Below are 22,633 nucleotides of genomic sequence, written 5' to 3' on the forward strand. Positions count from 1 at the left end.
TGAGGAGGTGCCATGGGGTTACTCGATCGCTTCGAGAAGGGGCTGGAGAACGTCGTCAACGGCGCCTTCGCCAAGGCTTTCCGATCCCAGGTCGAACCCGTCGAGCTCGCCGGAGCCCTGCGCCGTGAGGCCGACAACAAGGCCGCCGTGGTCTCCCGCGGTCGCACCCTGACGGCCAACCACTACGTCATCGAGCTCTCGCAGACCGACTACGACCGACTCTCCGGACTCGAGTCCGAGCTGCGCTCCGATCTGCGCCAGGTCGTCGGTGACCACGCCGTCGAACAGGCCTACAGCTTCGTCGGTCCAGTCTCCGTCGAATTCGCTCTCGCCGACGACCTCGACACGGGAATGTACCGCGTCGTGTCCTCGACCCAGCGTCCCGACGGATCTCCCGCCGCTCAACCGGCCAACCGCGGCGGCTACGACCCGATCTCACGGGCGAATCCGATCGTCGGCGAGTCCCCGAACTCCGGTTCCCGACCCGCGACCCCGCGCCGCACCCCCGAACCCGCCCGTTCGGCTCCGCCCCCCGCCGCGACCTCGCGACCGAACACTGCCTCCCGGCCAGCACCGGCGCCGACACCTGCTCGCACCATCGAAGCGAGCGTCACCATCGACGGTCGCACACAAATGCTGCGCCAGGGCACGAACACCTTCGGTCGATCCTCGTCGAGCTCGGACTTCGTCATCGACGATCCCGGCGTCTCACGTCGTCATTTCGAGATCGTCGTCGAAGGCGATCGGGCCGTGGCCAATGACCTCGGTTCGACGAACGGCACTCTGCTGCACGGACGCAAACTGACATCGGCGACCCTGTCCGACGGCGATGTCCTCCTCGCCGGAGAGGCCGAGGTCCACTACGACGAGCGGGATGCCAAGTGAGCGAATTCACCGTCACCGTCTTCCGGTTGGCATTCTTCGTCATCCTCTGGCTCTTCGTCCTCGGAGTCGCCGGAGTCCTCCGCCGCGACATCTTCGGCCCCCGGAAGGCCCGCGCCGGAAAGAAGTCTCGCCGAGGCGGCTCCCAGTCCGCACCGCCGCCACCGTCGCGGCCGGCTCCCGCACCTCGTCCGGCGGCCGCCCCGGTCGCCCACGCCCATCCGGGCACCATCCGCATCACCGACGGCCCCTTGGCCGGGCAGACGCTGATGCTCTCGGGAGCGCCCGTGACCTTCGGACGAGCTCCCGACAACACGATCATCATCAACGACGACTTCGCCTCCAGCCATCATGCTCGGATCTCGGCGAAGAACGGCGCCTGGATGCTCGAAGACCTCGGGTCGACGAACGGCACCATCGTCGACGGCGCACGCATGACCGGACCCATCCAGCTGGCCATCGGCACCCGGATCACCATCGGACATACGACCCTGGAGACCCAATCGTGACGACCGGCGGTACCATCACTCTCCGTTCGGCAGCCCGGTCTCACACCGGGCTGGTGCGTAAGAACAACCAGGACTCCGGCTATGCGGGACCCAATCTCCTGCTCATCGCCGACGGAATGGGCGGTCACGCCGGCGGAGATGTCGCCTCGGCGATCACCGTGTCCCGCCTGGCCGAACTCGACCGCGAACCCGGAGGCGAGGACGCCCTCGAACTCCTCCGCACCTCGATCCTCGAAGCCAATGACCGCATCTGCCGTGGTGTCGGCGAACAGCCCGAACTCGCCGGAATGGGTACCACCGTCACCGCTGTTCTGCGCGCGACCGGCAACCGCTTCGCTCTCGCCCATATCGGCGACTCGCGCGGCTATGTGTTGCGCGACGACAAGCTCCAGCCGATCACCCACGACCACACGTTCGTGCAGATGCTCGTCGACGAGGGCCGGATCACCCCCGAGGAGGCCGAGACCCATCCCCAGCGCTCGGTGGTGATGAAGGTCCTCGGCGATGTCGGGGCCTCTCCCGACCTCGATCTGTCCCTCCGCGAGGCCCAGGTCGGCGACCGCTGGATGCTGTGCTCGGACGGTCTGACCGGATTCGCCGATATCGACGACATCACCCGCGTGCTCAAAGAGGTGGCCGACCCCGACGAGGCCTGCCGTCAGCTCATCGACCTGGCATTGGCAGGAGGCGGCGCAGACAATGTCACCGTCGTCGTCGGCGATGTCCTCGAAGGCGAAGTCGAGACCACCGAAGGCGTGTCCGTCGGTTCCGTCCACCTCAATCCGCGCTACGCCGCGATCGGTGCGAATCCCGACACCGAGGCGGCCGTCGACACCGAAGCCCATGAGACGTTCCCCGACGGCGATGTCTCCGCCGACACCGCACCGATCCACACCCTCGACGGCGAGGACCGCGAAGCTCGGGACGGCACCACTCAGCCGCTGCGGACCAACACCGCTGCCGAGGCAGAAGAGGAGGCCGACCTCGATGATGAGGTCGAGAAAAGGTCCTACCTCGGATGGATCATCACCGCCATCGTGATCGTCGCGCTGGCTGTCGGCGGATTCTTCGCCTTCAACTACGTCAGCCACCAGTACTATGTCGCCGACGACGACGGCAAAGTCTCCCTTTACCGCGGTCTCGACACGACGCTCGGGCCCATCGAACTCAGCCGCCTCGTCGACACCACCGATATCGACGTCGGCAACCTCAACAGCTACTCCCAGGACCGGCTCCGCGGTTCGATTCCCGCCGGGTCACGCGACGAGGCCGATCGCATCATCGACAATCTGCGCAAGGAATCCGATCGCTCCTCCGGCATGTCCGGCGATGTCGAGGACTCGACGAGTCCGAGCGACCCCGCTCCCTCACCTCCGGATTCGAAGTCTGCCGACCCCAGCGACGCCATCACCCGGGAGTCGCAGTGATGAACCAGTCTCCCTCGCAGACCGCGCGCCCCAGAACCTACCGGTTGGCCGAGCTCGGTCTCCTGGTCCTGGCTATTGCCGTCGCCACCAGTGCCTACGCCCTGGTCGGCCTCGGCGTCGAAGACACCATCCCGGCCAATGTCTACGGCTATGCCGCATGGCTGGCGGCCCTCGGCGTCATCCTCCACATCATCGTGTGGATCAAGGCGAAATACGCCGATCCCGTGCTCGTGCCGATCGCGGTGCTGCTCAACGGCCTCGGCCTTGCCATGATCTACCGCGTCGACCTCGGCCGCAAGGAATACCTCGGTTCGGCGATGACCCAGCTGGTGTGGATGACACTGGGGGTGGGCTTGGCCATCGCGGTGATCTTCGTCATCCGCGACCACCGCTGGCTGCGCCGCTACACCTACGTCTCCGGCTTCGGCGCTCTGGTCTTCCTCCTGCTTCCGCTCATCCCGGGCATCGGCAAGACGATCAACGGTGCGCGCATCTGGATCGGCGTCGGCCCCCTGTCCTTCCAGCCCGGCGAGATCGCGAAGATCCTGCTCGCCATCTTCTTCGCCGGCTACCTCGTCACCTACAAGGACCAGCTCGTCGCCGCCGGGCCGAAGATCCTCGGCATCCGGTTCCCCCGCCTGCGCGACTTCGGGCCCATCGTCGTCGCCTGGGTCGCAAGCGTCGGCGTCCTCGTCTTCGAACGCGACCTCGGCACCTCCCTGCTCTTCTTCGGCCTCTTCGTCGCCATGCTCTACGTGGCCACGTCGAAGGTCTCGTGGATCATCCTGGGCCTCGGATTCTTCTCTGCCGGCGCGGTTGCGGCGACCTTCCTCTTCTCCCACGTGGGACAGCGTGTGTCCGGTTGGCTCAATGCGCTGACCGCCGAGGAGTACAACAAGACTCCCGGCGGTTCCTACCAACTCGTGCAGGGCCTGTTCGGCATGTCCAACGGCGGACTCATCGGCACCGGCTTCGGCGAGGGCCGACCGAACATGGTTCCCTACGCCGAATCCGACTTCATCTACGCCAGCTTCGGTGAGGAGATCGGCCTGGCCGGGCTCTTCGTCATCCTGCTGTGCTACCTGTTCATCTTCCAGCGCGGAATCCGCACCGCTCAGCAGCTGCGTGACGGCTTCGGCACTCTGCTGGCCACGGGCCTGTCGTTCACGATCGCCCTGCAGGTCTTCGTCGTCGTCGGCGGCGTCACGCGCCTCATCCCGCTGACGGGTCTGACCACGCCGTTCCTCGCACAGGGCGGTTCCTCGCTCATCGCGAACTGGATGATCATCGGCCTGCTGCTGCGGATCTCGGACAATGCCAGGCGCCCCGTAGAGGAATTCCACACCGGAGTGCTCAGAATCACCGAGGATCCCGAGCCCGTTCCCGCGGGTGCTCGCGCCAACGACACGGCCGCCTCGGCGCTCACCGTCGACGAGGATGCCCCCACGACGAACCTGCCGCCGGCGGACTCCCGCGTGTTCGACGACGAAGCCCCGACCACGAATCTGCCGCCCGCGGGCGAACGGGCCCGCGGCCAGGCACCGAACGACACCGATGCCACCGACCAACGACCCACCGGAGGTGAACGATGAAGAAGCCATTGACGCATATCGCCGTCGTCGGATTCGTCATGTTCGCGCTCCTGTTCGGGTCGACGAGCTGGGTGCAGTACGTAACTGCGGATTCGCTGAACAACAATCCGCTGAACAACCGGCGGATCCTCGACCAGCTGGCCCGTGATCGCGGTCCGATCCTCGTCGACGGCACCCCGATCGCCTATTCGGAGCCCGTCGACGACAAGTACAAGTACCAGCGCAAATACGGTTCGGACAACCTCGATCCGCGCGCCTACGCCTCGCTGACCGGCTACTATTCCGTCGTGTCCGGGGCCTCGGGGATGGAACGTGCCTCCGGCGACTACCTCTCCGGCGATTCCGACGCCCTGTTCTACGACAAGGTCGGCAGCTTCTTCACCGGTGAGCAGCCCCGCGGCGCCGCCGTCGAGCTGACGATCGACCCGAAGGTGCAGCAGGCGGCGTGGGACGGGCTGGGCAACCAGAACGGCGCCGCCGTGGCTCTCGACCCGAAGACCGGGAAGATCCTGGCCATGGCCTCGACCCCGGGCTGGGATCCCAATGCACTGGCCAGCCACGACGCGACCGAAGCCAGCCAGGCCTATAAGAACCTCGAAGCCGCCGACGGCAAACCCGCCTACAACCGCGCTATCGGCGGCAACCTGTACCCGCCCGGCTCGACATTCAAGGTCCTCGTCGCAGCGGCCGCCCTGGAATCCGGGGACTACGAGCCCGATTCGCAGCTCAACGGACCCGCCACGCTCGATCTGCCGCAGACGACGGCGACGATCGGCAACTCGCATCCCGGTGCCTGCCGCAACGGGGGCAAGCCGACCCTGGCCGATTCGCTCGCCGAATCCTGCAACACCTCATTCGCCTCCCTGGGCATGGACCTCGGAGAAGACGCAATCGCGAAGCAGGCCGAGAAGTTCGGCTTCGGCGAGGATCTCGAGATCCCTCTCAATGTCACCCCGTCCTCCTTCCCGTCCGACCTCAATCCGCCGCAGCTGGCTCAGTCCTCGCTCGGTCAGTACGAGGTCAGGTCGACTCCGCTGCAGATGGCGATGATGACCGCGGGAATCGCCAACGGCGGCAAGATGATGAAGCCCCAGCTCGTCGACAGGGTGCTCAATGCGAACACCCTCGAGCCGATCTCCGAGACCCGATCGAGCCAGATGTCCCGCCCCGTGTCCGGAGATACGGCCGACAAGCTCACCGACATGATGACCGGTGTGGTCGAGAACGGCACCGCCTCGGTGGCGAAGATGGGCGATACGAAGGTCGCAGCGAAGACCGGCACCGCCCAGCACGCCACGGGCGCGGCACCCCATGCCTGGTTCATCTCCTTCGCCCCCGCCGACGACCCTCAGGTCGCGGTCGCGGTCGTAGTCGAGAACGGCGGAAACGCGGGCAACGAAGCTTATGGCGCGACGGTCGCAGGACCGATCGCGAAGAACATGATGGAAGCGGTGGTCGAGAAATGAGACCCGTCGAAGGCACCCTGTTGGGCAACCGTTACAAACTCACCTCCCGCATCGCCGTCGGCGGCATGGGAGAGGTCTGGAAGGGTGTGGACTCCGTGCTCGGCCGCGAGGTCGCGGCGAAGATCCTCAAGGACGAGTACCTCTCCGAATCGACCTTCCTCGCCCGCTTCCGTGCCGAAGCCCAGAACATGGGCCGAGTCTCCGACCCGGGAATCGCCGGCGTCTACGACTACGGTGACGAGCAGGGGTCGCCCTACCTCGTCATGGAATACGTCCCCGGTGAGGCTCTGTCGGCCATCATCGAGCGCAGTGCACCCCTGTCCGAGACCGACACGCTCTCCATCGTCACACAGGCCGCTCAGGCCCTTGGCGCCGCACACAAGGTCGGTGTCATCCACCGTGACATCAAGCCCGGCAACATCCTCATGACCCCGGACTTCCGGGTCAAGATCACGGACTTCGGCATCGCCCGAGTCACCGATCAGGCACCGCTGACGAAGACCGGGCAGGTCATGGGCACCGCCCAGTACCTCGCCCCCGAACAAGCCACCGGAAAGGGTTCGGGACCCGGTTCCGACCTCTATGCACTGGGCATCATCGCCTATGAGGCCCTGGCCGGTCAGCGTCCTTTCACCGGAGACTCGCAGGTGGCAATCGCCATCGCCCAGGTCAATCAGCAGCATCCGCCGCTGCCGGACACGGTCTCCGAACCGCTGCGCCGTTTCGTCGACTGCCTGCTGGAGAAGAAGCCCGAACGCCGTCCCTCGGATGCCTTCAAGGTCGCCAAGGCCGCCGAGGCGCTCTCGGCCGGGGACATCGCCGGCGCGGAGGAGCTCGTGCCGCAGATGCGCCACGGAGCCGCGGCGTCCGAAGCCCTGACCCAGGTCTTCAACAACCCGGAACCGGCGGCCACGACGAAGACCCTGCCCGTCACCGCCTCGAACGATGCGACCCAGGTGTACCCGAACGGTGCCGCCGCCGGAGTCGTCGGCGCCGGTGCGGCCGGTGCCGGAGCCGACGCGGCGGCGAATACGGGACAGATCGATCCCAACGATTCGCAGAATCAGGATCTGGAGAAGGACAAGCAGTCGAACAAGGGCCGCGTCCTCATCTGGATCCTTGCGATCATCGCCCTCATCGCGGTCGGTTCCCTGCTGTGGTTCTTCCTCGGCGGAGGCAATGCCGAACCCGAACCGGAACCGTCGACCTCGGCGCCCACTTCGGAGGCGGCGAAGACGATCGAGATCGATAAGAACGATTACATCGGACTCACGGAATCCTCGGCGACGCAGAACCTCGAGAACAAGGGACTCGAGGTCGAGACGACCGACATCAACTCGGATCGGGCGGCCGGAACCGTCGCCGACGTCGGCGAGGGCGACAACGGTTACACCTTCGAAGAGGGTGACACCGTCACCCTCTACATCTCCGCCGGTCCCGCCGAGCAGCCCGAAGAGCCCGCCTCGGACTCCGGATCCGATTCGGGTCTGGGCAATGACTCGGAGTCGAGCTCGGATTCCGGTTCCTCATCCGGTTCCTCATCCGATTCGCAGGATCAGGGTTCGGACTCCGGTGACAACGGCTCGTCCTCCGACCAGGACTCCTCGAGCTCGTCGAGTTCGTCGTCGGACTCCGAGACCTCGAGCGAATCGGACTCGTCATCCTCGACGGACACGTCCGGAGAGTCGGATTCCTCGAGCTCCGGCGATTCGGCCGACACCTCCGGCGGCTCCAACCCGAACAGCGGCAATGACGGGGCGGGCAGCAATCAAGGCTCGTCGAGCGGTTCGAGCGCGGAGGCTGGCGGCAACCCGAACGGAAACAACGGCAATGAATAGACATTGAGCGATTCAGAGCAGCGATCAGCAGAAACGAAGAGTTTGAGATACTGAAACTCGACCCGGTTCAGGTGAGAATGAACCGAGAGACCGGGTGAGACAAGCGGAGGACATACATGAGTGAACCCAAGGTGCTGTCGGGGCGTTACGAAGTTCGTGCGCTCCTCGGCCGTGGGGGCATGGCAGAGGTGCATGAGGGCGTCGACAACCGTCTCGGGCGTCGCGTAGCCATCAAACTTCTGCGCTCCGATCTCGCCCGCGATCCGTCTTTCCACACGCGACTCAAGCGCGAGGCCCAGTCTGCGGCCGGTCTCAACCATCCCGGAATCGTCTCCGTCTACGATTCGGGTGAAGAGGAATTCGTCGAATCCGGCGGATCCTCCGTGTCCGTGCCGTTCATCGTCATGGAATACGTCGAGGGCCAGACCCTGCGCGAAGTCCTCAATGAACACGGCACACTCACCGTCGACGAGGCGCTCAACGTCATCGCCGGAGTTCTCGCTCCGCTCGAGTACTCCCACCGCAACGGCATCGTCCACCGCGACATCAAACCCGCGAACGTCATGCTCACCCCCGAAGGTGACATCAAGGTCATGGACTTCGGGATCGCGCGAGCGCTCAAGGACAATTCGGGACTGACGCAGACGCAGTCGGTGGTCGGCACCGCCCAGTACCTCTCCCCCGAGCAGGCCCGCGGCGAGGTCGTCGACGCTCGCTCCGACCTCTATTCGACCGCCTGCCTGCTCTATGAGCTCCTGGCCGGCCGTCCCCCGTTCGTCGGCGACTCCCAGCTGGCCGTGGCCTACCAGCACGTCGGCGAGACCCCGCAGCCGGCGAGCTTCTATAACCAGAACATCCCGCCGGCCGTCGACCGGCTCCTCCTCCACGCTCTGCTCAAGGACCGCGACGCCCGCTATCAGGACGCCTACACCTTCCGCGAGGACGTGCTCGCCGCCCGCGACGGTCGTCCAATGAGCTTCGAGGACGATGTCGAGGCCACGCAGGCGTATCCGATGATGGCCCCGCCCATGACCGCTCCGATGGCTCATGCCAACGAGGCCGAGCCCACTCCCGAAACCGGGCCCGTATCGGCGATCATGACCAATCAGGAGGAGCGTCCGCCGCAGAAGCGCTCCCGCGCCTGGATCTGGATCGGCAGCATCTTCGTCCTCCTCGCCCTGGCCGCCGTGGCCCTGTGGGTGTACGAGATCAACAAACCCGAACCGATCGTTGAGGTCCAGGTCACGGATGTGGCGAACATGGATGCCGATGAGGCCGAGTCCGCGCTCATCAAACAGGGCCTGAGAGTCGACCGCGACGAGAAGTACAGTGCGGAGGTCGATGAGGGCAAGGCGATCGAAACCGACCCGCCGGGCGGTCAGAGCGTAGAGAAGGACAGCGTGGTCAAGCTGGTCATCTCGTCGGGCCCCGAGTCAGTGAAGGTCCCCGGTGTCTCCGGCAAGACCGAGGAAGAGGCGCGGAAGATCATCAACGACGCAGGCCTCCAAGCCGGCACCCACATCTCCCAGAATTCCCCGGACGTGGAGAAGGGCGTCGTCATCGAGACCAAGCCCGGTGACGGTCAGGAAGTCGACGTCGATTCGAATGTCGATCTCGTCGTGTCCTCGGGCATGGTCGAGGTCCCCGATGTCGCGGGCAAGACCGCGGAGGAAGCCTGCAAGATCCTCGAGGGCGATGACTACCAGCTCGGCTGCAAGACAGAAGAGGTCGAAACCGCCGATCACGACGAGAAGAAGGTCTTCGAACAGTCTGCCACTGCGGGAAGCGAGATCAAGCAGGGCAGTGAGATCACGGTGAAGGTGGCCAAGAAGCCGCCGGAGCCGTCGCCGTCAATCCCGTCCGTCCCGGGTGGCATCCCGACCGCTCCCGGCGACGATGACGGCGGAAACGAAGACGACAAGGATGATAAGGACAATGATTCGATGGGCGGAGGGCTCTTCGACGACTGGTCCGAAGGCATCATCGGCAACTGAGATCGCAGCGCACAGCGGCCGGGTCAGTCATCGACTGGCCCGGCCGCTGTCGTCTCCGAAGAGAGTCTGTGGGCGTCGGTGACGCTGGTCCTCATTCCAGGGTGAGGAACAGGTCGGTGCGAATGTCGGCGGGATCCGCCTCGGGGCTGGGTTCGGTGACATAGAGTTCGATGAACGGCAGTCCCGGTCGATGCCCGGCCGCCATCGCGTCCTTGAGCAGCTGCGCCCAGGACTCTCCGAGCCCGTCGTATCCGCCGAGGTGGCTGCGCACGGCCATGGAGCCGCCGGGCAGCTCCGCGGGGATGACGATATGGCCGCCGGCGATCGGCTGCGCATTCGTCAGCCCCGCCGACGTGGGGATCCCGACCTGCAGATCCACCGTTTCGCTCGGCTGTCGAGTGTAGAGGGCGAAGGCCGGTCCCGCGGGTTCGAGTCCCGCCTCGGAGAGCACCGGGAAGAGTCCGGAGAACGTGGCGTCGAAGAGTTCCGGCAGGTCTGACATGTGCACTTCGCGCGCCTCGACGACAGCCGCCGGGGTGGCCGGGACCTCGATGACGGTCAGTTCGGTGAACGGTTCGTCGCGCAGATAGGTCGGTTCTGACATCGTCGGTGTCTCCTGTTCGTCGGCAGTGCACGGCTCCTGAGGCCATGCACGGATCCCGGCGCGGGTTCGGATCATCTGAGCACAGGGATCACTGTGCTCACGATCATAACGATGGGCCGCCTCGGCGAGAACCCTGAGAACAGGGATCGGCGGGAATTCTCAGGCGATCGCGGTCGCCAGCGGCGACATGCCCGCCGCCGCCTGGGCGGCACCTTCGAGACCGCACACCTCGAGCCAGTTGCCGAGCATGAGGTATCCGTGTTCTGTGAGCACGGACTCGGGGTGGAACTGGACGCCGAACAGGGGCTTCTCCCGGTGTTCGATGGCCATGACGATGCCGTCGTCGGTGCGGGCGGTGACGGCGAACTTCTCGAGGTCGAGGGTCTCGTCGACGATCGCCAGCGAATGGTAGCGGGTGACGGTCAGCGGGCTCGGGCAGCCGAAGAAGATGCCTTCGCCGTCGTGGGTGATGACCGAGGTCTTGCCGTGCATGAGCACGGGAGAATGGGTGACCTCGGCGCCGAACACCTCGCCGAGTGCCTGATGGCCCAGGCAGACGCCGAACACGGGCATGCCGGCCGTCTCCGCCCAGGACAGCAGGGGCGGGCAGACCCCGGATTCTGCGGGCACGCCGGGCCCCGGGGACAGGAGCACGCCGTCGTAGGCGCTCACGGTCTCCGCGATCGCAGAGGCGGGGATGTCGTCATTGCGGACGACGTCGACGTCCGCTCCGAGCTCGCGCAGATAGGACACGAGCGTGTAGACGAAGCTGTCGTAGTTGTCGATGACGAGGATCTTTGTCATTGCTCTCCGTTGCGTCATTGTCCGCCTTCGGTCACTGTGGCGTTGTTGAAGGGCATGTACGGGGCGATCACGGGGAAGACGTACTGCATGAGCAGCAACACGACAGCCGCGATGAGGATGAGGGCGAGGATGAGCTTGACCACCCAGTTGCCCGGGAGGATCCGCCAGATGAATGCGTACATATCAGGCACCGCCGTTCTTGCTGACCTTGTCATAGGCCTTCGAGTCCTTGATATTGTCCGGTGCTCCGTCACTGGCCGGCGTCCAGTCCGTGAGTTCGGCGTAGGCGACGTAGCGTTCCCGGGCGGAGAACATCGGGTTGCAGGCCGTCATCGTCAGGATCCGGTCCTTGCCCTTGAAGTCGGGGGCGTCGGGCACGGGCGAGAGCACTTCGACGGCATCGGGGAGGATGATGTCGAAGTTGCGGAAGGTGTAGGTGTAGAAGCCGTCCTTCGTCTGGACGATGATCTCATCGCCTGGGCGCAGGTTCGCGATCTGGTTGAGCGGCTTGCCGTAGGTCACGCGGTGGCCGGCGATGGAGAAGTTCCCGACTTCGCCCGGCATCGCCGAGTTCGGGTAGCGGCCCACGCCCATCCGGTTGAGCACGGGTTCGAGGTCGACGCCCTCGGCGACGGTGCGGTAGTAGTCGTCGCCGAAGCGCGGGATGTAGAAGATCCCGAAGGCCTCGTTCTTGCCCACGGGATCGGAGACCACGGGTTCGTCCGGGTCGTCAGGCAGCTCGTTCGGATCCTGGTTCGCCCAGTCTTGGGTGAGTTCGTCGGCGAGCACTTCGTTGTCGCGGTTGGCCTGGATGTCCGTCCACCACAGCTGCCAGACGACGAAGAGGATGAGGACGAGACCGGCCGTGATGCACAGTTCGCCGAAGGTGCGCACGGTCCCGCGGATCGGGCCCAGCGGTTCCTTCTCCACGGGCTGACGTCGGCGCTGGCGGCGGGTCTGAGGCCGGCCATGAGGTTGGGGTGCGGCCTGCGGTTGCGGTACGGCCTGCGGTTGGGGTTGATCCTCGCCGAGGCGGCCGTGCGTCTGCGATCCACCGTGACCCTGCGGCGCCGCGGGCATGGCCTGTGTGGCCTGCACGTGGGTCGGCTGGGGCTGGTCGTAGACGGGCGGGGCGTCGGAGTAGACGGCGGTCGGTTCGCCCTGGGCCGCAGCGGCTTCGGCTTCCCTGCGTCGCAGCTCGCGTCGGCTGGGCAGCGGCTGATCGCCGGAAGCACGGGAACCGTCCGCAGGCGGACCGGCGGAGTGACCCAGCTGTTGGTCACCGTAGTCAGATGGAGCCTGCCGTCTCTGAGCAGGACGGATAGTGGGTCGCGAGGGCGGATTCACGCCCGGCTCGTTACCCGAGGAGGAACTATTCACCACTTCTGCTCCGTGACTGTCACTGCATTGTCGGGGGCCGTCGAAGAAGACAGGCGGGGACACCCCTATGCACTTTATCGTATGGGAATCATCGTTCGGGGCGCGCTCGGGGCGCTTTCAGGGTAGTCGGAGTTTTTCACTGTGACCCCCGCCCCGAGTAGACTGGTCTGCGATCGTCCCCAACCATTCATTCGGCGACCCCAACGACGGTCGGCCGACAAAGGAGTACTTGTGGCCAAGTCCAAAGGACGCCCCCAGCGCACTTCTCGCACTTCGTCGGCGGCCAAGGCGAAGCAGGCCGAATCCGCAGAAGCGGTCGAAGCGACCGAGATCGAGGAGCTCGAGACCGAATCGCTCGACACCGATGTCGCCGAGGCTGCTGACACCGAGTCGGACGCGACGGAGTCTGCTGCGGATGATCTGAAGGACGATTCCGCGGATGAGGACGCAGAGGACTCCGAGAAGGCTTCCGCGAAGGACTCAGCGACCGCGGCCGCCGGGAAGAAGACCAAGGCGTCGAGGGACGAGAAGTCGTCGAAGACCTCCGACTCGAAGGCCTCTGATTCCAAATCATCGGCCTCCAAGACAACCGGCTCGAAAGGTGCGGCCGCCAAGCGCACGTCCCGTTCGGGCAATCCCGCCAAGCGCCCGCAGGGTCGCAAGACCGCGAGCTACACCTCGACCTCGGGCCAGCAGACCATCAAGCCGAACCCGAGCTGGTTCCTGCCGGTCCTCATCGGCCTGCTGCTCATCGGCCTGATCTGGCTCGTCACCTTCTACATCACCCAGGGTGCTTTCCCCGTCGAAGCGTGGGGCAACTGGAACATCCTCATCGGCTTCGCCTTCTTCGTGGCGGGTCTGATCATGTCCACACGCTGGCGGTAGCCGACCCCGGCCGCACACGCTGACGATTGTCTGGTCGTTCCGCGGTGATTCCGAGCTCGGAATCACCGCGGAACGACCAGACAATCTGCATTCACCGGTCCACGTTCGCACCAGCAGCGGCGCTCCACTCGCTCCGACAGCCGCGCCACGGCATCAACAATCCACAAGCGCCGAGTTATACCCAAGCCGGGTGCGTCACTTGTGGAAAACTTATTTTAGGCCTCTGACCAGTCTAAACACACGGGTGTAAGTTATCCACCTTGTGGATAGAGCTTGTGGACAGAGAATTTTCCACTGCAGAGTGCACACAAAACGGCTTTTGTCTGGTAACAGTCTGATAGCACCTGTGCGACTTCGCCCAGCCGACGAAAACGTCGCACTCTGCGACTGAGTCCAGGGCCTCAGCCGAGCTTCGAGCTCCGAGCTCCAAGCTCAGGGCAGAGCTGAGAGGCCGGCCAACTTCCACGCTCCGCCGGCCGCCATGAGCACCACCAGACCGACCGAGGTCGACGTGAACACAAGCGTCCGTGGGCGCTGCGGCCCGAGCAGCCCCGCACACCCGAGTACGAATCCGGTGATCAGACCGCCGAGGTGGGACTCCCACGACACCCCCGCGACGAGGAATCCATAGCCGAAGTTGAGCGCGACGAAGACGAGCACCCCGGTGATATTCCGGTCGAGGTGACGGGTCGGGGCCAGGAGAACACCGACGAGCGCAAACACCGCACCCGAGGCACCGATGTGGTTCGTCACCCAATCGACGCTGAAGGGGTCGGCCAGCAGGAGCACCATGGCCGAACCACCAGCGGTCCCGATGATGTAGACGGCTAGGAATTTCGAGTGCCCTAACGCCCTTTCAACGAAGGATCCGAAGAAGAACAGTCCGATCATGTTCGCCAGCAGATGGAACGGGGAGGGCTCTTCGTGGACGAGGGCGACCGTGAGCGCCCGCCACGGCTGTTCGAGCGTGAGTGCGGGAACGAAGCTCAGTCGGCGCAGCAGGTCGAGGCCGGGAATGAGCTCCGCGAGGAACGCCACGATGGTGACGATGAGGAGAGTGCGGGTGATCAGCGGCGGGGCTGCAGAGAGGGCCCGGCCGGTTTCCCGTGCCGAGCCCTCTTCAGGTGTGTCCATCACACCATGGTACTCAGTGGTCCTTCAAGGACCGTGACTCACTTCGCGGTGACGTCGACCTTCTCGATGACGACCGGCTCGACCGGCTTGTCCATCGCCGCGGTGCGCACACCCTCGATCTCGTCGACGACCCGCTGCGAGGCTTCGTCGGCAACCTCACCGAAGATGGTGTGCTTGCCGTTGAGCCAAGGGGTCTCGGCGGTGGTGATGAAGAACTGCGAGCCGTTGGTGCCGCGTCCCATCTGCTTGCCGGCGTTGGCCATGGCCAGCAGGTACTTGCGGTCGAACTGCAGTTCGGGGTGGATCTCATCATCGAAGGTGTAGCCGGGTCCGCCGGTGCCTGTGCCCAGCGGGCAGCCGCCCTGGATCATGAAGTTCGAGATGATGCGGTGGAAGCCGAGGCCGTCGTAGAAGGGGCGCTTGGTCGGCTCGCCGGTCGAGGGATCGGTGAACTCACGCTCCCCCTGGGCGAGTTCGACGAAGTTGGCCACGGTCTTCGGAGCATGATTGCCGAAGAGGTTGATGGTGATGTCACCGTGGTTGGTGTGCAGGACTGCGGTATGTGTCGAAGCTGTAGTCATGGCTTCATTCTTCCACGCCGAGGCGGCGAATGCAGTTTCGCATCAGGTCCATTGCCCAACCTGTCAGGCGATCCGCAGACAATTCGATGACATCCGCTGTCCACAGGGTTGCCCCTAGGCCGTAGACTGGTCAGTGATCACCTGACCACCGACATCTAAGGATTGGGAACTGTTTATGTCGAAGAAGCCCACTCGAGATCAGCTCACTTCGAAGCTCGATTCCGCGAAGCAGACGTCGCTCCGAGTCCTGGCAGATGCCAGCGAGAACGCGGCCCCGAAGCTGCGTGAGGCCGCAGACAGGGCTCGCCCCCAGGTCGAGGCGCTTGCCGGCAAGGCCGAAGAGTTCGCTGAGAAGGCGCGTCCGCAGGTCGAAGCTCTCGCCGACAAGGCCAATGATCGAGTCCACGACTGGGCCGACAGGCTCGAGGCCTACCGACCAGAAGCCACCGAACGCGCCGGCAAGTTCGCATCGAACGCCGCGACTTCGCTGTCCGCTGCCGAGACCCCGAAGCTCATCGATGACCTGGCTGTCCGCCTCACCGGCGACAAGAAGGCCATGAAGAAGGCCCGCAAGGCTCTCGCCAACGCTGGCAAGCGCATCGAGAAGGACACCGCTCGCAAGTCCGGTGGCGGAAAGGCCGCACTTGTGTGGACCCTCGTCATCGGTTCGGCCGCCGGAATCGGCTACTACGTGTGGAAGAAGGCCCAGCCGGTCGAAGATCCCTGGTCGACCCCGCTGCCGAACAACCGTCCCGCCGATGCCCGTCCGGTCGGTTCCACCCCAGCTTCGCGCCAGGCCGCGGCCACCGAGGTCTCGCAGACTGCTGTGCCCTCGACCAAGGCTGAGGCCGCGGACGAGGTCCCCGCTCCGAAGCCGGCTTCGCAGTCGGCTGAGGGCTCCGACGCCAAGCACTGAGTCACTCAGGCGAATCATCGTCACCGAGGCGGCCCACCATCGTGGTGGGCCGCCTCGGTGTTTATGTGCGTGTCGACTCCTTCTTGCTACCTGACGGCGGCCCAGCAACCTGGCGCGAGGTTGCTGGGCCGCCGTCAGGTAGCAAGAGCCTATTCGGGGTCGAGGACCTCGCGCCCGCCGCGGGGGAAGCCTCCAGCTCGGCGGGCGGCCACGAGTCCGGTGATCGTGAACACGAGGGTAGCGGTGAGGATGAGCAGCAGCGGTGCCGTCCACCCGCCGGTCGCGGTGTGGAGCCAACCGGCGAACGGCGGGGCCAAGGTCGCTGCGAGGTAGCCGCCGAATTGGACGCGTGCCGATGCTGACGCGGTCTGGGCGTCGCTGCCGGCGGTGCGGGCGATGATCGAGAAGATCGCGGTGAACCCGCCGCCCTGGGCGATGCCGCCGGTGGTCGCCCACAGCCAGTACGAACCGGGGGCTGCCAGCAGGCCCACGGGCAGGGACAGCCAGAGGACTGCGACGATCGCCACGGGCACCCACGGCTTCGTCTTCACTGCCAGCAGCGGCACTCCGAAGGCGCCGGGGATCGCCGCGATCTGGAACAGAGACGCCGTGCCTCCGGCGGCAGTGGGGGCGAGCCCGATGGTGTCGCCGAGGTAGCTCGGCAGCCAGGTCGTCGTCACGTAGTAAGCAGTCGACTGCCCGGAGAACGTGATGATGAGCAGGGCGATGATCACTCGGAAGGAGGCGGGAGCTTCGGCCCACGACTGCTTCGCAGCGGGGGCGGCCGCCTCGGCGAGTGAAGGGTCAGTCGAATCGACGGCCTCCGCGGCGGCAGCGCGGGCAGCCTCCCCCTCGCGGCGCACGCGCACGCGGATGAGCACCATCCAGAAACCGAGCCCAGCGAGGGCGAGAACACCCCATGCGGCCAGCGCCCAGCGCCAGCCGAAGGCTGCGGCCAGCGGGCCGGTGCCGATGAGGGTGGCCATCGACCCGACGTTCATCATCGCCGAGTACAGGCCGGTGACCATCGACACCTGTTCCCACGGGACCTCGCGGCGGATGATGACGGGGACGACGATATTGCCCAGGGTGATCGCGAGGCCGATGATTCCGGTGCCCACGAGCACGAGCCAGGACGGACCGACCGACCGCAGAACTGTGCCCAGCAGGACACCGGACAGACAGGCGAGAACCGTGGCTTCGGCCCCGAGGCGGGTGATGAACTTCCCCGCCAGCGGCGTGGCCAGCGCAAACAGCAGAACCGGCAGACCAGTGAGGAGACCGAGTCCGGCGGCGCTGAATCCCGTGCCCTCCTGGATGTCGGGCAGGATCGCCGTCGGCGCGATGATCGGGGTGCGCAGGTTGAGGGCGAGGATGACGATGCCCAGAACGATCCAGGGCAGCATCCTCTTGGCAGAAGGCCGCTGAGGCGAACTCACATCCGCTCGGGAACGCGGATGCCGAGCACCCCTAGACCGGCCTGGAGGACCTCGAGCACGATCGCCGAGAGCCGCAGACGGGAGTCGCGCAGCTCTTCGGTCTTGGCGATGAGCACCGGGCACTGCTCGTAGAACGAGGTGAATGCCTGGGCGAGATCGAACAGGTAGGTGCACAGGCGGTGGGGCGTCGACCCGGCGGCCACCTCGGCGACCACATCGGCGAAGCCGAGGATCGACAGGGCCAGCTCACGTTCGGCCGTCTCGCCGAGGCTGATCGCCGCGTTCGCGACCTGGGAGGCATCGACGCCTTCGGCCTCAGCTTTGCGTCCGATCGAACGGATCCGGGCACCGGCGTACTGGAGGTACGGGGCGGTGTTGCCGATGGGGGCGAGCATCCGGTCGAGGTCGAAGGTGTACGAGGTGTCGTGGGCGACGGAGAGGTCGGCGTACTTGACCGCACCGATGCCGACGATGCGCGCGACCTCGTCGGCCTCCTCGGGACCGAAGTCCACGTGTGATTCTGCCAGGGTCGTCTTCGCTCGGGTCACGGCCTCTTCGAGGAGTTCGGCCAGGCGCAGCGGGGCACCCGAACGGGTGCGCAGGATCTTGCCGTCGGATCCGAGCACATTGCCGATCTTCACGTGCTCGGCGCTGAAGGTCTCCGGCAGCCAGCCGGCCGCGCGGGCGACGGTGAAGACCATCTCGAAGTGCATGGCCTGCGGGGTGCCGACGACGTAGAGCGCCCGGTTGACACCGAGGTTGATCGCCCGGTTGCGGACGGCCGCGAGGTCGGTCGTGGCGTAGCCGTAGCCGCCATCGGACTTGCGGATGATGAGCGGCAGGGGTTCGCCCTCACGACCGGTGAAGCCTTCGGGGAACACGCACAGCGCTCCATCGGAGATCGTGGCCAGGCCCTTCGCCTCGAGCTCGTCGCAGACCTCGGCGAGCATGTCATTGTAGGTGGACTCTCCGGCAAGATCGGCGTCGGTGAGGGTGACGTCGAGGAGGGAGTAGATGCGGTTGAAGTACTCGCGGGAGTAGCCGACGAGCGTCGTCCACAGGCCCAGGGTCTCTTCGTCGCCGCTCTGGAGTTTGACGACGCGGGACCGGGAGCGGGTGGCGAAGGCTTCATCTGAGTCGAACTTCGCCCGAGCCGCCTGGTAGAAGGCGTTCGGGTTCTCGGACACTTCGGAGGCCTCGTCGGAGTCGACTCCCACATCGAGGAGGTGCTCGATGAGCATGCCGAAGGGGGTTCCCCAGTCGCCGATGTGGTTCTGGCGGATGACCGTGTTGCCGACGAATTCGTGGGTGCGGGCCAGGGCGTCGCCGACGACGGTGGTGCGCAGGTGCCCGACGTGCATCTCCTTGGCCACGTTCGGGGCCGAGTAGTCGATGGCGATCTTCTGCGGGGCATCGTTTGCCGGTGCCGCTGCGGCATCCCCAGCCTCGAGGGTGGAGGCGAGGAAGTCGGGGGTGAAGGTGAGGTTGATGAACCCGGGTCCGGAGATCTCCGGGGTCTCGCACACACCCTCGAGGTCGAGGTTCTCGACGATCTGTGCGGCGATGTCGCGCGGCTTCGACTTCAGCTCCTTGGCCAGCGGCAGAGCCACATTGGCCTGGAAGTCTGCGAACTGGCTGCTGCGGATGACGGGGTCACGTCCGGCGAAGTCCTCACCGAAGGCCTGGGTGAGGGCGGCGGCGAAACGGTCCGTGAGCACAGAAGTCAGAGATGGCATGTGCCCATTCTATTGCCGCGTGCAAGTTGCCTGGGCATCGGTTCCGGCCCGCGGTCGCCGCACAGTCGAGCTTGTAATGTGGGTCACGTGACTTATCTTCGCTATCCCCATATCCAGTCCGATCTCATCACCTTCACCGCCGACGACGATGTCTGGCTCGTTCCCTCCTCCGGCGGCCGCGCCTGGCGGCTGACCTCCGATCATGCGCCCGTCCGGTCACCGAGGATCTCCCCCGATGCAGCGCACGTCGCGTTCGTATCCTTCCGCACCGGACAGGCGGAGCTCATGGTCGCCGAGGTGGCCACCGGAGCCCTGCGTCGGCTCACCTGGTTGGGGTCGAGCGCGATGACGATGCTCGGGTGGGCCGATGCCGCCCATCTCCTCGTCGGTGCGAATGCCGGGGAGTTCGAGGTCCGCAACCATGTCGTGAAGTCCGTGAGCCTCGACGGTGAGGTCGATCGGCTGTCGTTCGGTCGTGCCTCGGGTCTGGCCCGGCACCACACGGGAGTGACCGCTCTGTCGACGCCGTTCTCCCGTCCGCCCGCGCACTGGAAGCGCTACCGGGGAGGCACTGCGCCGAGGCTGTGGCTCGATCGGGCCGGCACCACGAACGCTGCCGGCATCGGAGATGGAACCGGAGCCCGGTGGCAGCGGCTGCTGCGCGAGGACGAGGCCTCTCTGACCGACCCGCTGTGGGTCGGCGATTCGCTCGTGTTCACCTCGGACCGGGCCGCGACCTTCCCTCACCATGCCGATGAGCAGGCGAACCTGTGGATCATCGACGGACTGGCCACCTCGGCGATTTCGGGTGATGACTCGGTCGAACCACGGCAGCTCACGCACCAGACCGAGGCCACCGGCTATGTCCGTGACGCCACGACCGACGGCACCCGCATCGTCTGGCACTCCCGTGGGGAGATCAAGATCCTCGACAGCCTCGACGCCGAGGTCCGCACCCTCGCAGTGACTCTGCCGGGCACCCAGGTGCAGCCGCTGAGCCTCGATCCGAAGACCGGGCTCAACCACATCAGCCCCGACAGAGAAGGCAATGCCTCGGTGGTGGAATGGCGGGGCAAGACGTTCTGGCTCGCCCACCGCGAGGGCCCGGCCCGGGCGCTGTGCGCGGATTCGTCGATCCGCACCCGCGAGCCCCTCGTCCTCGGGGACACCGGGTTTGCCGCGTACATCACCGACGTCGAAGGGGAGGACGCGATCGAGGTCGCGTCCGTGACTGGGGACAAGCCGCCTCGGCGAATCGGGGTTGGAGCCCTGGGACGGGTCCTGCACCTGAAGGCGGATCCGGCGGGGAAGATGCTCGCCACGATCTCCCACGACGGATCGATCCGGACCGTCGAGGTGGGCAATGGTCGGACGCGTCTGGTCGGGCATTCGGGACACGGCGAGGCGCGCGATCCTCGGTTCTCACCCGATGGGAAGTACCTCGTGTGGTCCCAGCCGACGCAGGGTGAGGAGCTGCTCGCGCAGCTGATGATCGCCGAGGTGAAATCGGATCGTCAGGCCCAGCCGCTGACGACCGGCAAGTTCAATGATTTCTCGCCGACGTTCACCCGGGACGGGAAGTTCGTCGCCTTCCTCTCCGATCGCACCTTCGATCCTTCGTACAACCAGCATTCCTTCGATCTGTCGTTCAACGGCGTCACCCGACCGTGGCTGCTGCCCCTGGCCGCCGATGAACCTGCGCCCTTCGGACCGAGCGCCGGCGGATGGGCGATCAGCGAGGTCACCGAGGAGGCGAAGTCCGAGCGCGGTCGCGGGGACAAACCGGCCGCCACCGTCGAGGTCGAACTCGAGGGAGCCGAGGAGCGCATCGTGCCGTTCCCGGTCGCCTCGGGGGTCTTCCGCGATCTCGAATCCGCCGAGGGAGGACCCGTCTGGCTGCGCACCGGCGACGTCGAAGCCGGTGAGCTCGGCACCGGGCGGGCCGGAGATGCCGGTGACAAACCCGCCGAGGTCATCCAGTACTTCGATTTCGCCAAGCGGAAGGTCACCACCGTCGTCGACAAGGCCGACGAGTATGAGATCTCCGGAGACGGCAAACTGCTCGTCGTGCGCAGCGACGATGCGATCAGCGTGGTTCCGGCGAACCGGAAGGTCGAGGCCGACGATGACGAGTTCGTCCCCGTCGACATCTCGCGTCTGCGATTCGAGCTCGACCGTCGGGCCGAATGGCTGCAGATGTTCGAGGAGAACTCCCGGATCATGCGAGACCACTATTGGCGCGAGGACATGAACGGGGTCGATTGGGAGTCGGTGACGCTGCGCTGGCGTGCCGTGGCTGCTAAGGCCCTGACCCATGACGATCTCGTCGACGTGCTGTGGGAGACCGTGGGCGAGCTCAACACCTCGCATGCCTATGTCAGTCCGCCGTCTGGGCTCGGCGATGGGTCGAAGAAGCTCGGATTCCTCGGTGCGGATCTTGAGCGGAGCGCTGAGGGTTGGACGATCTCTCGCATCCTTCCCGGTGAGAGCAGTGAACCGGAGGCAAGGTCGCCGCTGCGCCAGGCCGGAGTCGGAGCTGCCGTCGGCGATATCATCGTGGCTGTCAACGGTCAGCCCGTCGACGAGGCGGCCGGTCCCGCCACTCATCTGCAGGGGGCCGCGGACACGATCGTCGAGCTGACTCTGCGCCGCGGTCGCAAGGACCGCACGGTCGCCGTCATTCCGCTGCCCACCGAGGAGAAGCTGCGCTATCAGGATTGGGTGCGCTCCCGCCGGGAGTATGTGGCCGAGAAGTCCGGCGGCCGCATCGGCTACGTCCATGTGCCGGACATGACCTCGTACGGCTGGGCACAGCTGCACCGGGATCTGCGACAGGCCACGGCCTGTGAAGGCGTCATCGCCGATGTGCGATTCAACCGAGGCGGTCACACGAGTGCTCTGGTGGCCGAACGCTTCGCCGACCAAGTGGTCGCGTGGGGTGCGGCTCGCAACTATGACCAGATGGACCGGGACCCCGAGGATGCTCCGCGCGGGCCTGTGGTCTTCGTGGCCAATGAGTTCTCCGGCTCCGACGGCGACATCATCAACGCGCGCGTGCAGGCCAAGGGCATCGGCCCGGTCGTCGGCGTGCGCACGTGGGGCGGAGTCGTCGGCATCGACGGTCGCTACGATCTCGTCGACGGCACCGGAGTGACGCAGCCGCGCTATGCCTTCTGGATCGAGGGCAAGGGCTGGAGTGTGGAGAACTACGGCGTCGAGCCCGATATCGAGGTCGAGCACGATCCCGGTCAGCTCTTCGCCGCCGACGATCCACAGCTCGACCGTGCCATCGCCGAGGTGTTCGCGGGGCTGGAGGCCCGGCCCGCCGCTCAGGCGCCGGAGTTCCCGCCCCCGCGCGTACAGCCGCTGAAGAAGAACGGAGCCGGGGCCCCCGAAGCCCCCGCCGAGGACTGACCCACGCCCCGCCACCTGCCGGGCGCCCGCCG

Annotated in this window: 18 protein-coding genes; 10 read left to right on the forward strand and 8 right to left on the reverse strand. The window is 65.9% G+C overall.

The features are described 5' to 3' along the window. Positions 1 to 12 precede the first annotated feature (12 nt). The 7 genes from HK353_RS08520 to pknB all read left to right on the forward strand — a co-directional run bounded on the left by HK353_RS08520 (position 13) and on the right by pknB (position 9,708). Positions 13 to 885, forward strand: coding sequence for a DUF3662 and FHA domain-containing protein (locus HK353_RS08520; RefSeq protein ID WP_173155158.1), 873 nt, complete (start codon positions 13 to 15; stop codon positions 883 to 885). Continuing rightward, a complete protein-coding gene (locus HK353_RS08525; protein WP_173155160.1) occupies positions 882 to 1,391 on the forward strand; it encodes an FHA domain-containing protein FhaB/FipA in 510 nt (169 codons plus the stop codon). Before HK353_RS08520 ends, HK353_RS08525 begins: the two co-directional genes overlap by 4 nt. 53 nt (positions 1,392 to 1,444) lie before the next feature. Continuing rightward, entirely contained in the window at positions 1,445 to 2,818 is a 1,374-nt protein-coding gene (locus tag HK353_RS08530; protein ID WP_342589857.1) for a PP2C family protein-serine/threonine phosphatase, read from the forward strand. Beyond that, entirely contained in the window at positions 2,818 to 4,410 is a 1,593-nt protein-coding gene (locus HK353_RS08535) for an FtsW/RodA/SpoVE family cell cycle protein (protein WP_173155164.1), read from the forward strand. Before HK353_RS08530 ends, HK353_RS08535 begins: the two co-directional genes overlap by 1 nt. Further along, the gene (locus HK353_RS08540) at positions 4,407 to 5,876 is read left to right on the forward strand and encodes a peptidoglycan D,D-transpeptidase FtsI family protein (RefSeq protein ID WP_173155166.1); all 1,470 of its coding nucleotides are present in this window, start codon (positions 4,407 to 4,409) and stop codon (positions 5,874 to 5,876) included. The genes HK353_RS08535 and HK353_RS08540 overlap by 4 nt, the downstream gene beginning before the upstream one ends. After that, the gene (locus HK353_RS08545; protein ID WP_173155168.1) at positions 5,873 to 7,714 is read left to right on the forward strand and encodes a protein kinase domain-containing protein; all 1,842 of its coding nucleotides are present in this window, start codon (positions 5,873 to 5,875) and stop codon (positions 7,712 to 7,714) included. Before HK353_RS08540 ends, HK353_RS08545 begins: the two co-directional genes overlap by 4 nt. Positions 7,715 to 7,830: 116 nt before the next feature. Next, positions 7,831 to 9,708 carry a Stk1 family PASTA domain-containing Ser/Thr kinase gene (gene pknB, locus HK353_RS08550; RefSeq protein WP_173155170.1) on the forward strand — a complete coding sequence of 626 codons (1,878 nt, stop codon included), beginning with the start codon at positions 7,831 to 7,833 and terminating at the stop codon, positions 9,706 to 9,708. Between the two features lie 91 nt (positions 9,709 to 9,799). Here pknB and HK353_RS08555 read toward each other — a convergent pair whose 3' ends face one another. From HK353_RS08555 to HK353_RS08570, 4 genes are all read right to left on the reverse strand, one after another. Then, positions 9,800 to 10,312, reverse strand: a complete 513-nt coding sequence (locus HK353_RS08555; protein WP_173155172.1) for a GyrI-like domain-containing protein — start codon at positions 10,310 to 10,312, stop codon at positions 9,800 to 9,802. A gap of 159 nt (positions 10,313 to 10,471) precedes the next feature. Further along, the gene (locus tag HK353_RS08560) at positions 10,472 to 11,116 is read right to left on the reverse strand and encodes an anthranilate synthase component II (RefSeq protein WP_173155174.1); all 645 of its coding nucleotides are present in this window, start codon (positions 11,114 to 11,116) and stop codon (positions 10,472 to 10,474) included. Between the two features lie 14 nt (positions 11,117 to 11,130). Continuing rightward, entirely contained in the window at positions 11,131 to 11,298 is a 168-nt protein-coding gene (locus tag HK353_RS08565; RefSeq protein ID WP_167443994.1) for a hypothetical protein, read from the reverse strand. A gap of 1 nt (position 11,299) precedes the next feature. Beyond that, positions 11,300 to 12,463, reverse strand: a complete 1,164-nt coding sequence (locus tag HK353_RS08570; RefSeq protein WP_342589858.1) for a class E sortase — start codon at positions 12,461 to 12,463, stop codon at positions 11,300 to 11,302. A gap of 264 nt (positions 12,464 to 12,727) precedes the next feature. Here HK353_RS08570 and HK353_RS17040 point away from each other — a divergent pair, with 264 nt between their 5' ends. After that, positions 12,728 to 13,381: a cell division protein CrgA gene (locus HK353_RS17040; RefSeq protein WP_173155176.1), complete on the forward strand. Its 654-nt coding sequence runs from the start codon at positions 12,728 to 12,730 to the stop codon at positions 13,379 to 13,381. A gap of 432 nt (positions 13,382 to 13,813) precedes the next feature. Here the strand turns inward: HK353_RS17040 and HK353_RS08580 are convergent, their stop codons facing one another. Together HK353_RS08580 and HK353_RS08585 are read right to left on the reverse strand one after the other, a co-directional pair. Next, positions 13,814 to 14,515, reverse strand: a complete 702-nt coding sequence (locus HK353_RS08580; RefSeq protein WP_173155178.1) for a rhomboid family intramembrane serine protease — start codon at positions 14,513 to 14,515, stop codon at positions 13,814 to 13,816. Between the two features lie 38 nt (positions 14,516 to 14,553). Further along, positions 14,554 to 15,096: a peptidylprolyl isomerase gene (locus HK353_RS08585; RefSeq protein ID WP_173155180.1), complete on the reverse strand. Its 543-nt coding sequence runs from the start codon at positions 15,094 to 15,096 to the stop codon at positions 14,554 to 14,556. 175 nt (positions 15,097 to 15,271) lie between these two features. Between HK353_RS08585 and HK353_RS08590 the strand changes: the two genes are divergently transcribed. Then, positions 15,272 to 16,012, forward strand: coding sequence for a hypothetical protein (locus HK353_RS08590; protein ID WP_245395869.1), 741 nt, complete (start codon positions 15,272 to 15,274; stop codon positions 16,010 to 16,012). Between the two features lie 149 nt (positions 16,013 to 16,161). Here the strand turns inward: HK353_RS08590 and HK353_RS08595 are convergent, their stop codons facing one another. Together HK353_RS08595 and argS are read right to left on the reverse strand one after the other, a co-directional pair. Beyond that, entirely contained in the window at positions 16,162 to 17,418 is a 1,257-nt protein-coding gene (locus HK353_RS08595; protein WP_173155182.1) for an MFS transporter, read from the reverse strand. Between the two features lie 29 nt (positions 17,419 to 17,447). After that, complete coding sequence (gene argS, locus HK353_RS08600) at positions 17,448 to 19,187, reverse strand: arginine--tRNA ligase (RefSeq protein WP_173155184.1); 1,740 nt, start codon at positions 19,185 to 19,187, stop codon at positions 17,448 to 17,450. Positions 19,188 to 19,274: 87 nt separating this feature from the next. On the opposite strand from argS, the gene HK353_RS08605 reads away from it, so the two are divergent. Beyond that, positions 19,275 to 22,601 carry a S41 family peptidase gene (locus HK353_RS08605; RefSeq protein ID WP_342589859.1) on the forward strand — a complete coding sequence of 1,109 codons (3,327 nt, stop codon included), beginning with the start codon at positions 19,275 to 19,277 and terminating at the stop codon, positions 22,599 to 22,601. The last annotated feature ends 32 nt before the right edge of the window (positions 22,602 to 22,633 follow it).

The organism is Brevibacterium permense, assembly GCF_013280495.1.
GTDB classification, from domain to species: Bacteria; Actinomycetota; Actinomycetes; order Actinomycetales; family Brevibacteriaceae; genus Brevibacterium; species Brevibacterium permense.

What these genes read in the sequence shown, in the direction of transcription:
- HK353_RS08520 (WP_173155158.1), top strand. Translation starts at nt 13, where the DNA reads ATGGGGTTACTCGATCGCTTCGAGAAGGGGCTGGAGAACGTCGTCAAC.
- HK353_RS08535 (WP_173155164.1), top strand. Translation starts at nt 2,818, where the DNA reads ATGAACCAGTCTCCCTCGCAGACCGCGCGCCCCAGAACCTACCGGTTG.
- HK353_RS08540 (WP_173155166.1), top strand. Translation starts at nt 4,407, where the DNA reads ATGAAGAAGCCATTGACGCATATCGCCGTCGTCGGATTCGTCATGTTC.
- HK353_RS08545 (WP_173155168.1), top strand. Translation starts at nt 5,873, where the DNA reads ATGAGACCCGTCGAAGGCACCCTGTTGGGCAACCGTTACAAACTCACC.
- pknB (WP_173155170.1), top strand. Translation starts at nt 7,831, where the DNA reads ATGAGTGAACCCAAGGTGCTGTCGGGGCGTTACGAAGTTCGTGCGCTC.
- HK353_RS08555 (WP_173155172.1), bottom strand. Translation starts at nt 10,312, where the DNA reads ATGTCAGAACCGACCTATCTGCGCGACGAACCGTTCACCGAACTGACC.
- HK353_RS08560 (WP_173155174.1), bottom strand. Translation starts at nt 11,116, where the DNA reads ATGACAAAGATCCTCGTCATCGACAACTACGACAGCTTCGTCTACACG.
- HK353_RS08565 (WP_167443994.1), bottom strand. Translation starts at nt 11,298, where the DNA reads ATGTACGCATTCATCTGGCGGATCCTCCCGGGCAACTGGGTGGTCAAG.
- HK353_RS08580 (WP_173155178.1), bottom strand. Translation starts at nt 14,515, where the DNA reads ATGGACACACCTGAAGAGGGCTCGGCACGGGAAACCGGCCGGGCCCTC.
- HK353_RS08585 (WP_173155180.1), bottom strand. Translation starts at nt 15,096, where the DNA reads ATGACTACAGCTTCGACACATACCGCAGTCCTGCACACCAACCACGGT.
- HK353_RS08590 (WP_245395869.1), top strand. Translation starts at nt 15,272, where the DNA reads ATGTCGAAGAAGCCCACTCGAGATCAGCTCACTTCGAAGCTCGATTCC.
- HK353_RS08595 (WP_173155182.1), bottom strand. Translation starts at nt 17,418, where the DNA reads ATGCTGCCCTGGATCGTTCTGGGCATCGTCATCCTCGCCCTCAACCTG.
- argS (WP_173155184.1), bottom strand. Translation starts at nt 19,187, where the DNA reads ATGCCATCTCTGACTTCTGTGCTCACGGACCGTTTCGCCGCCGCCCTC.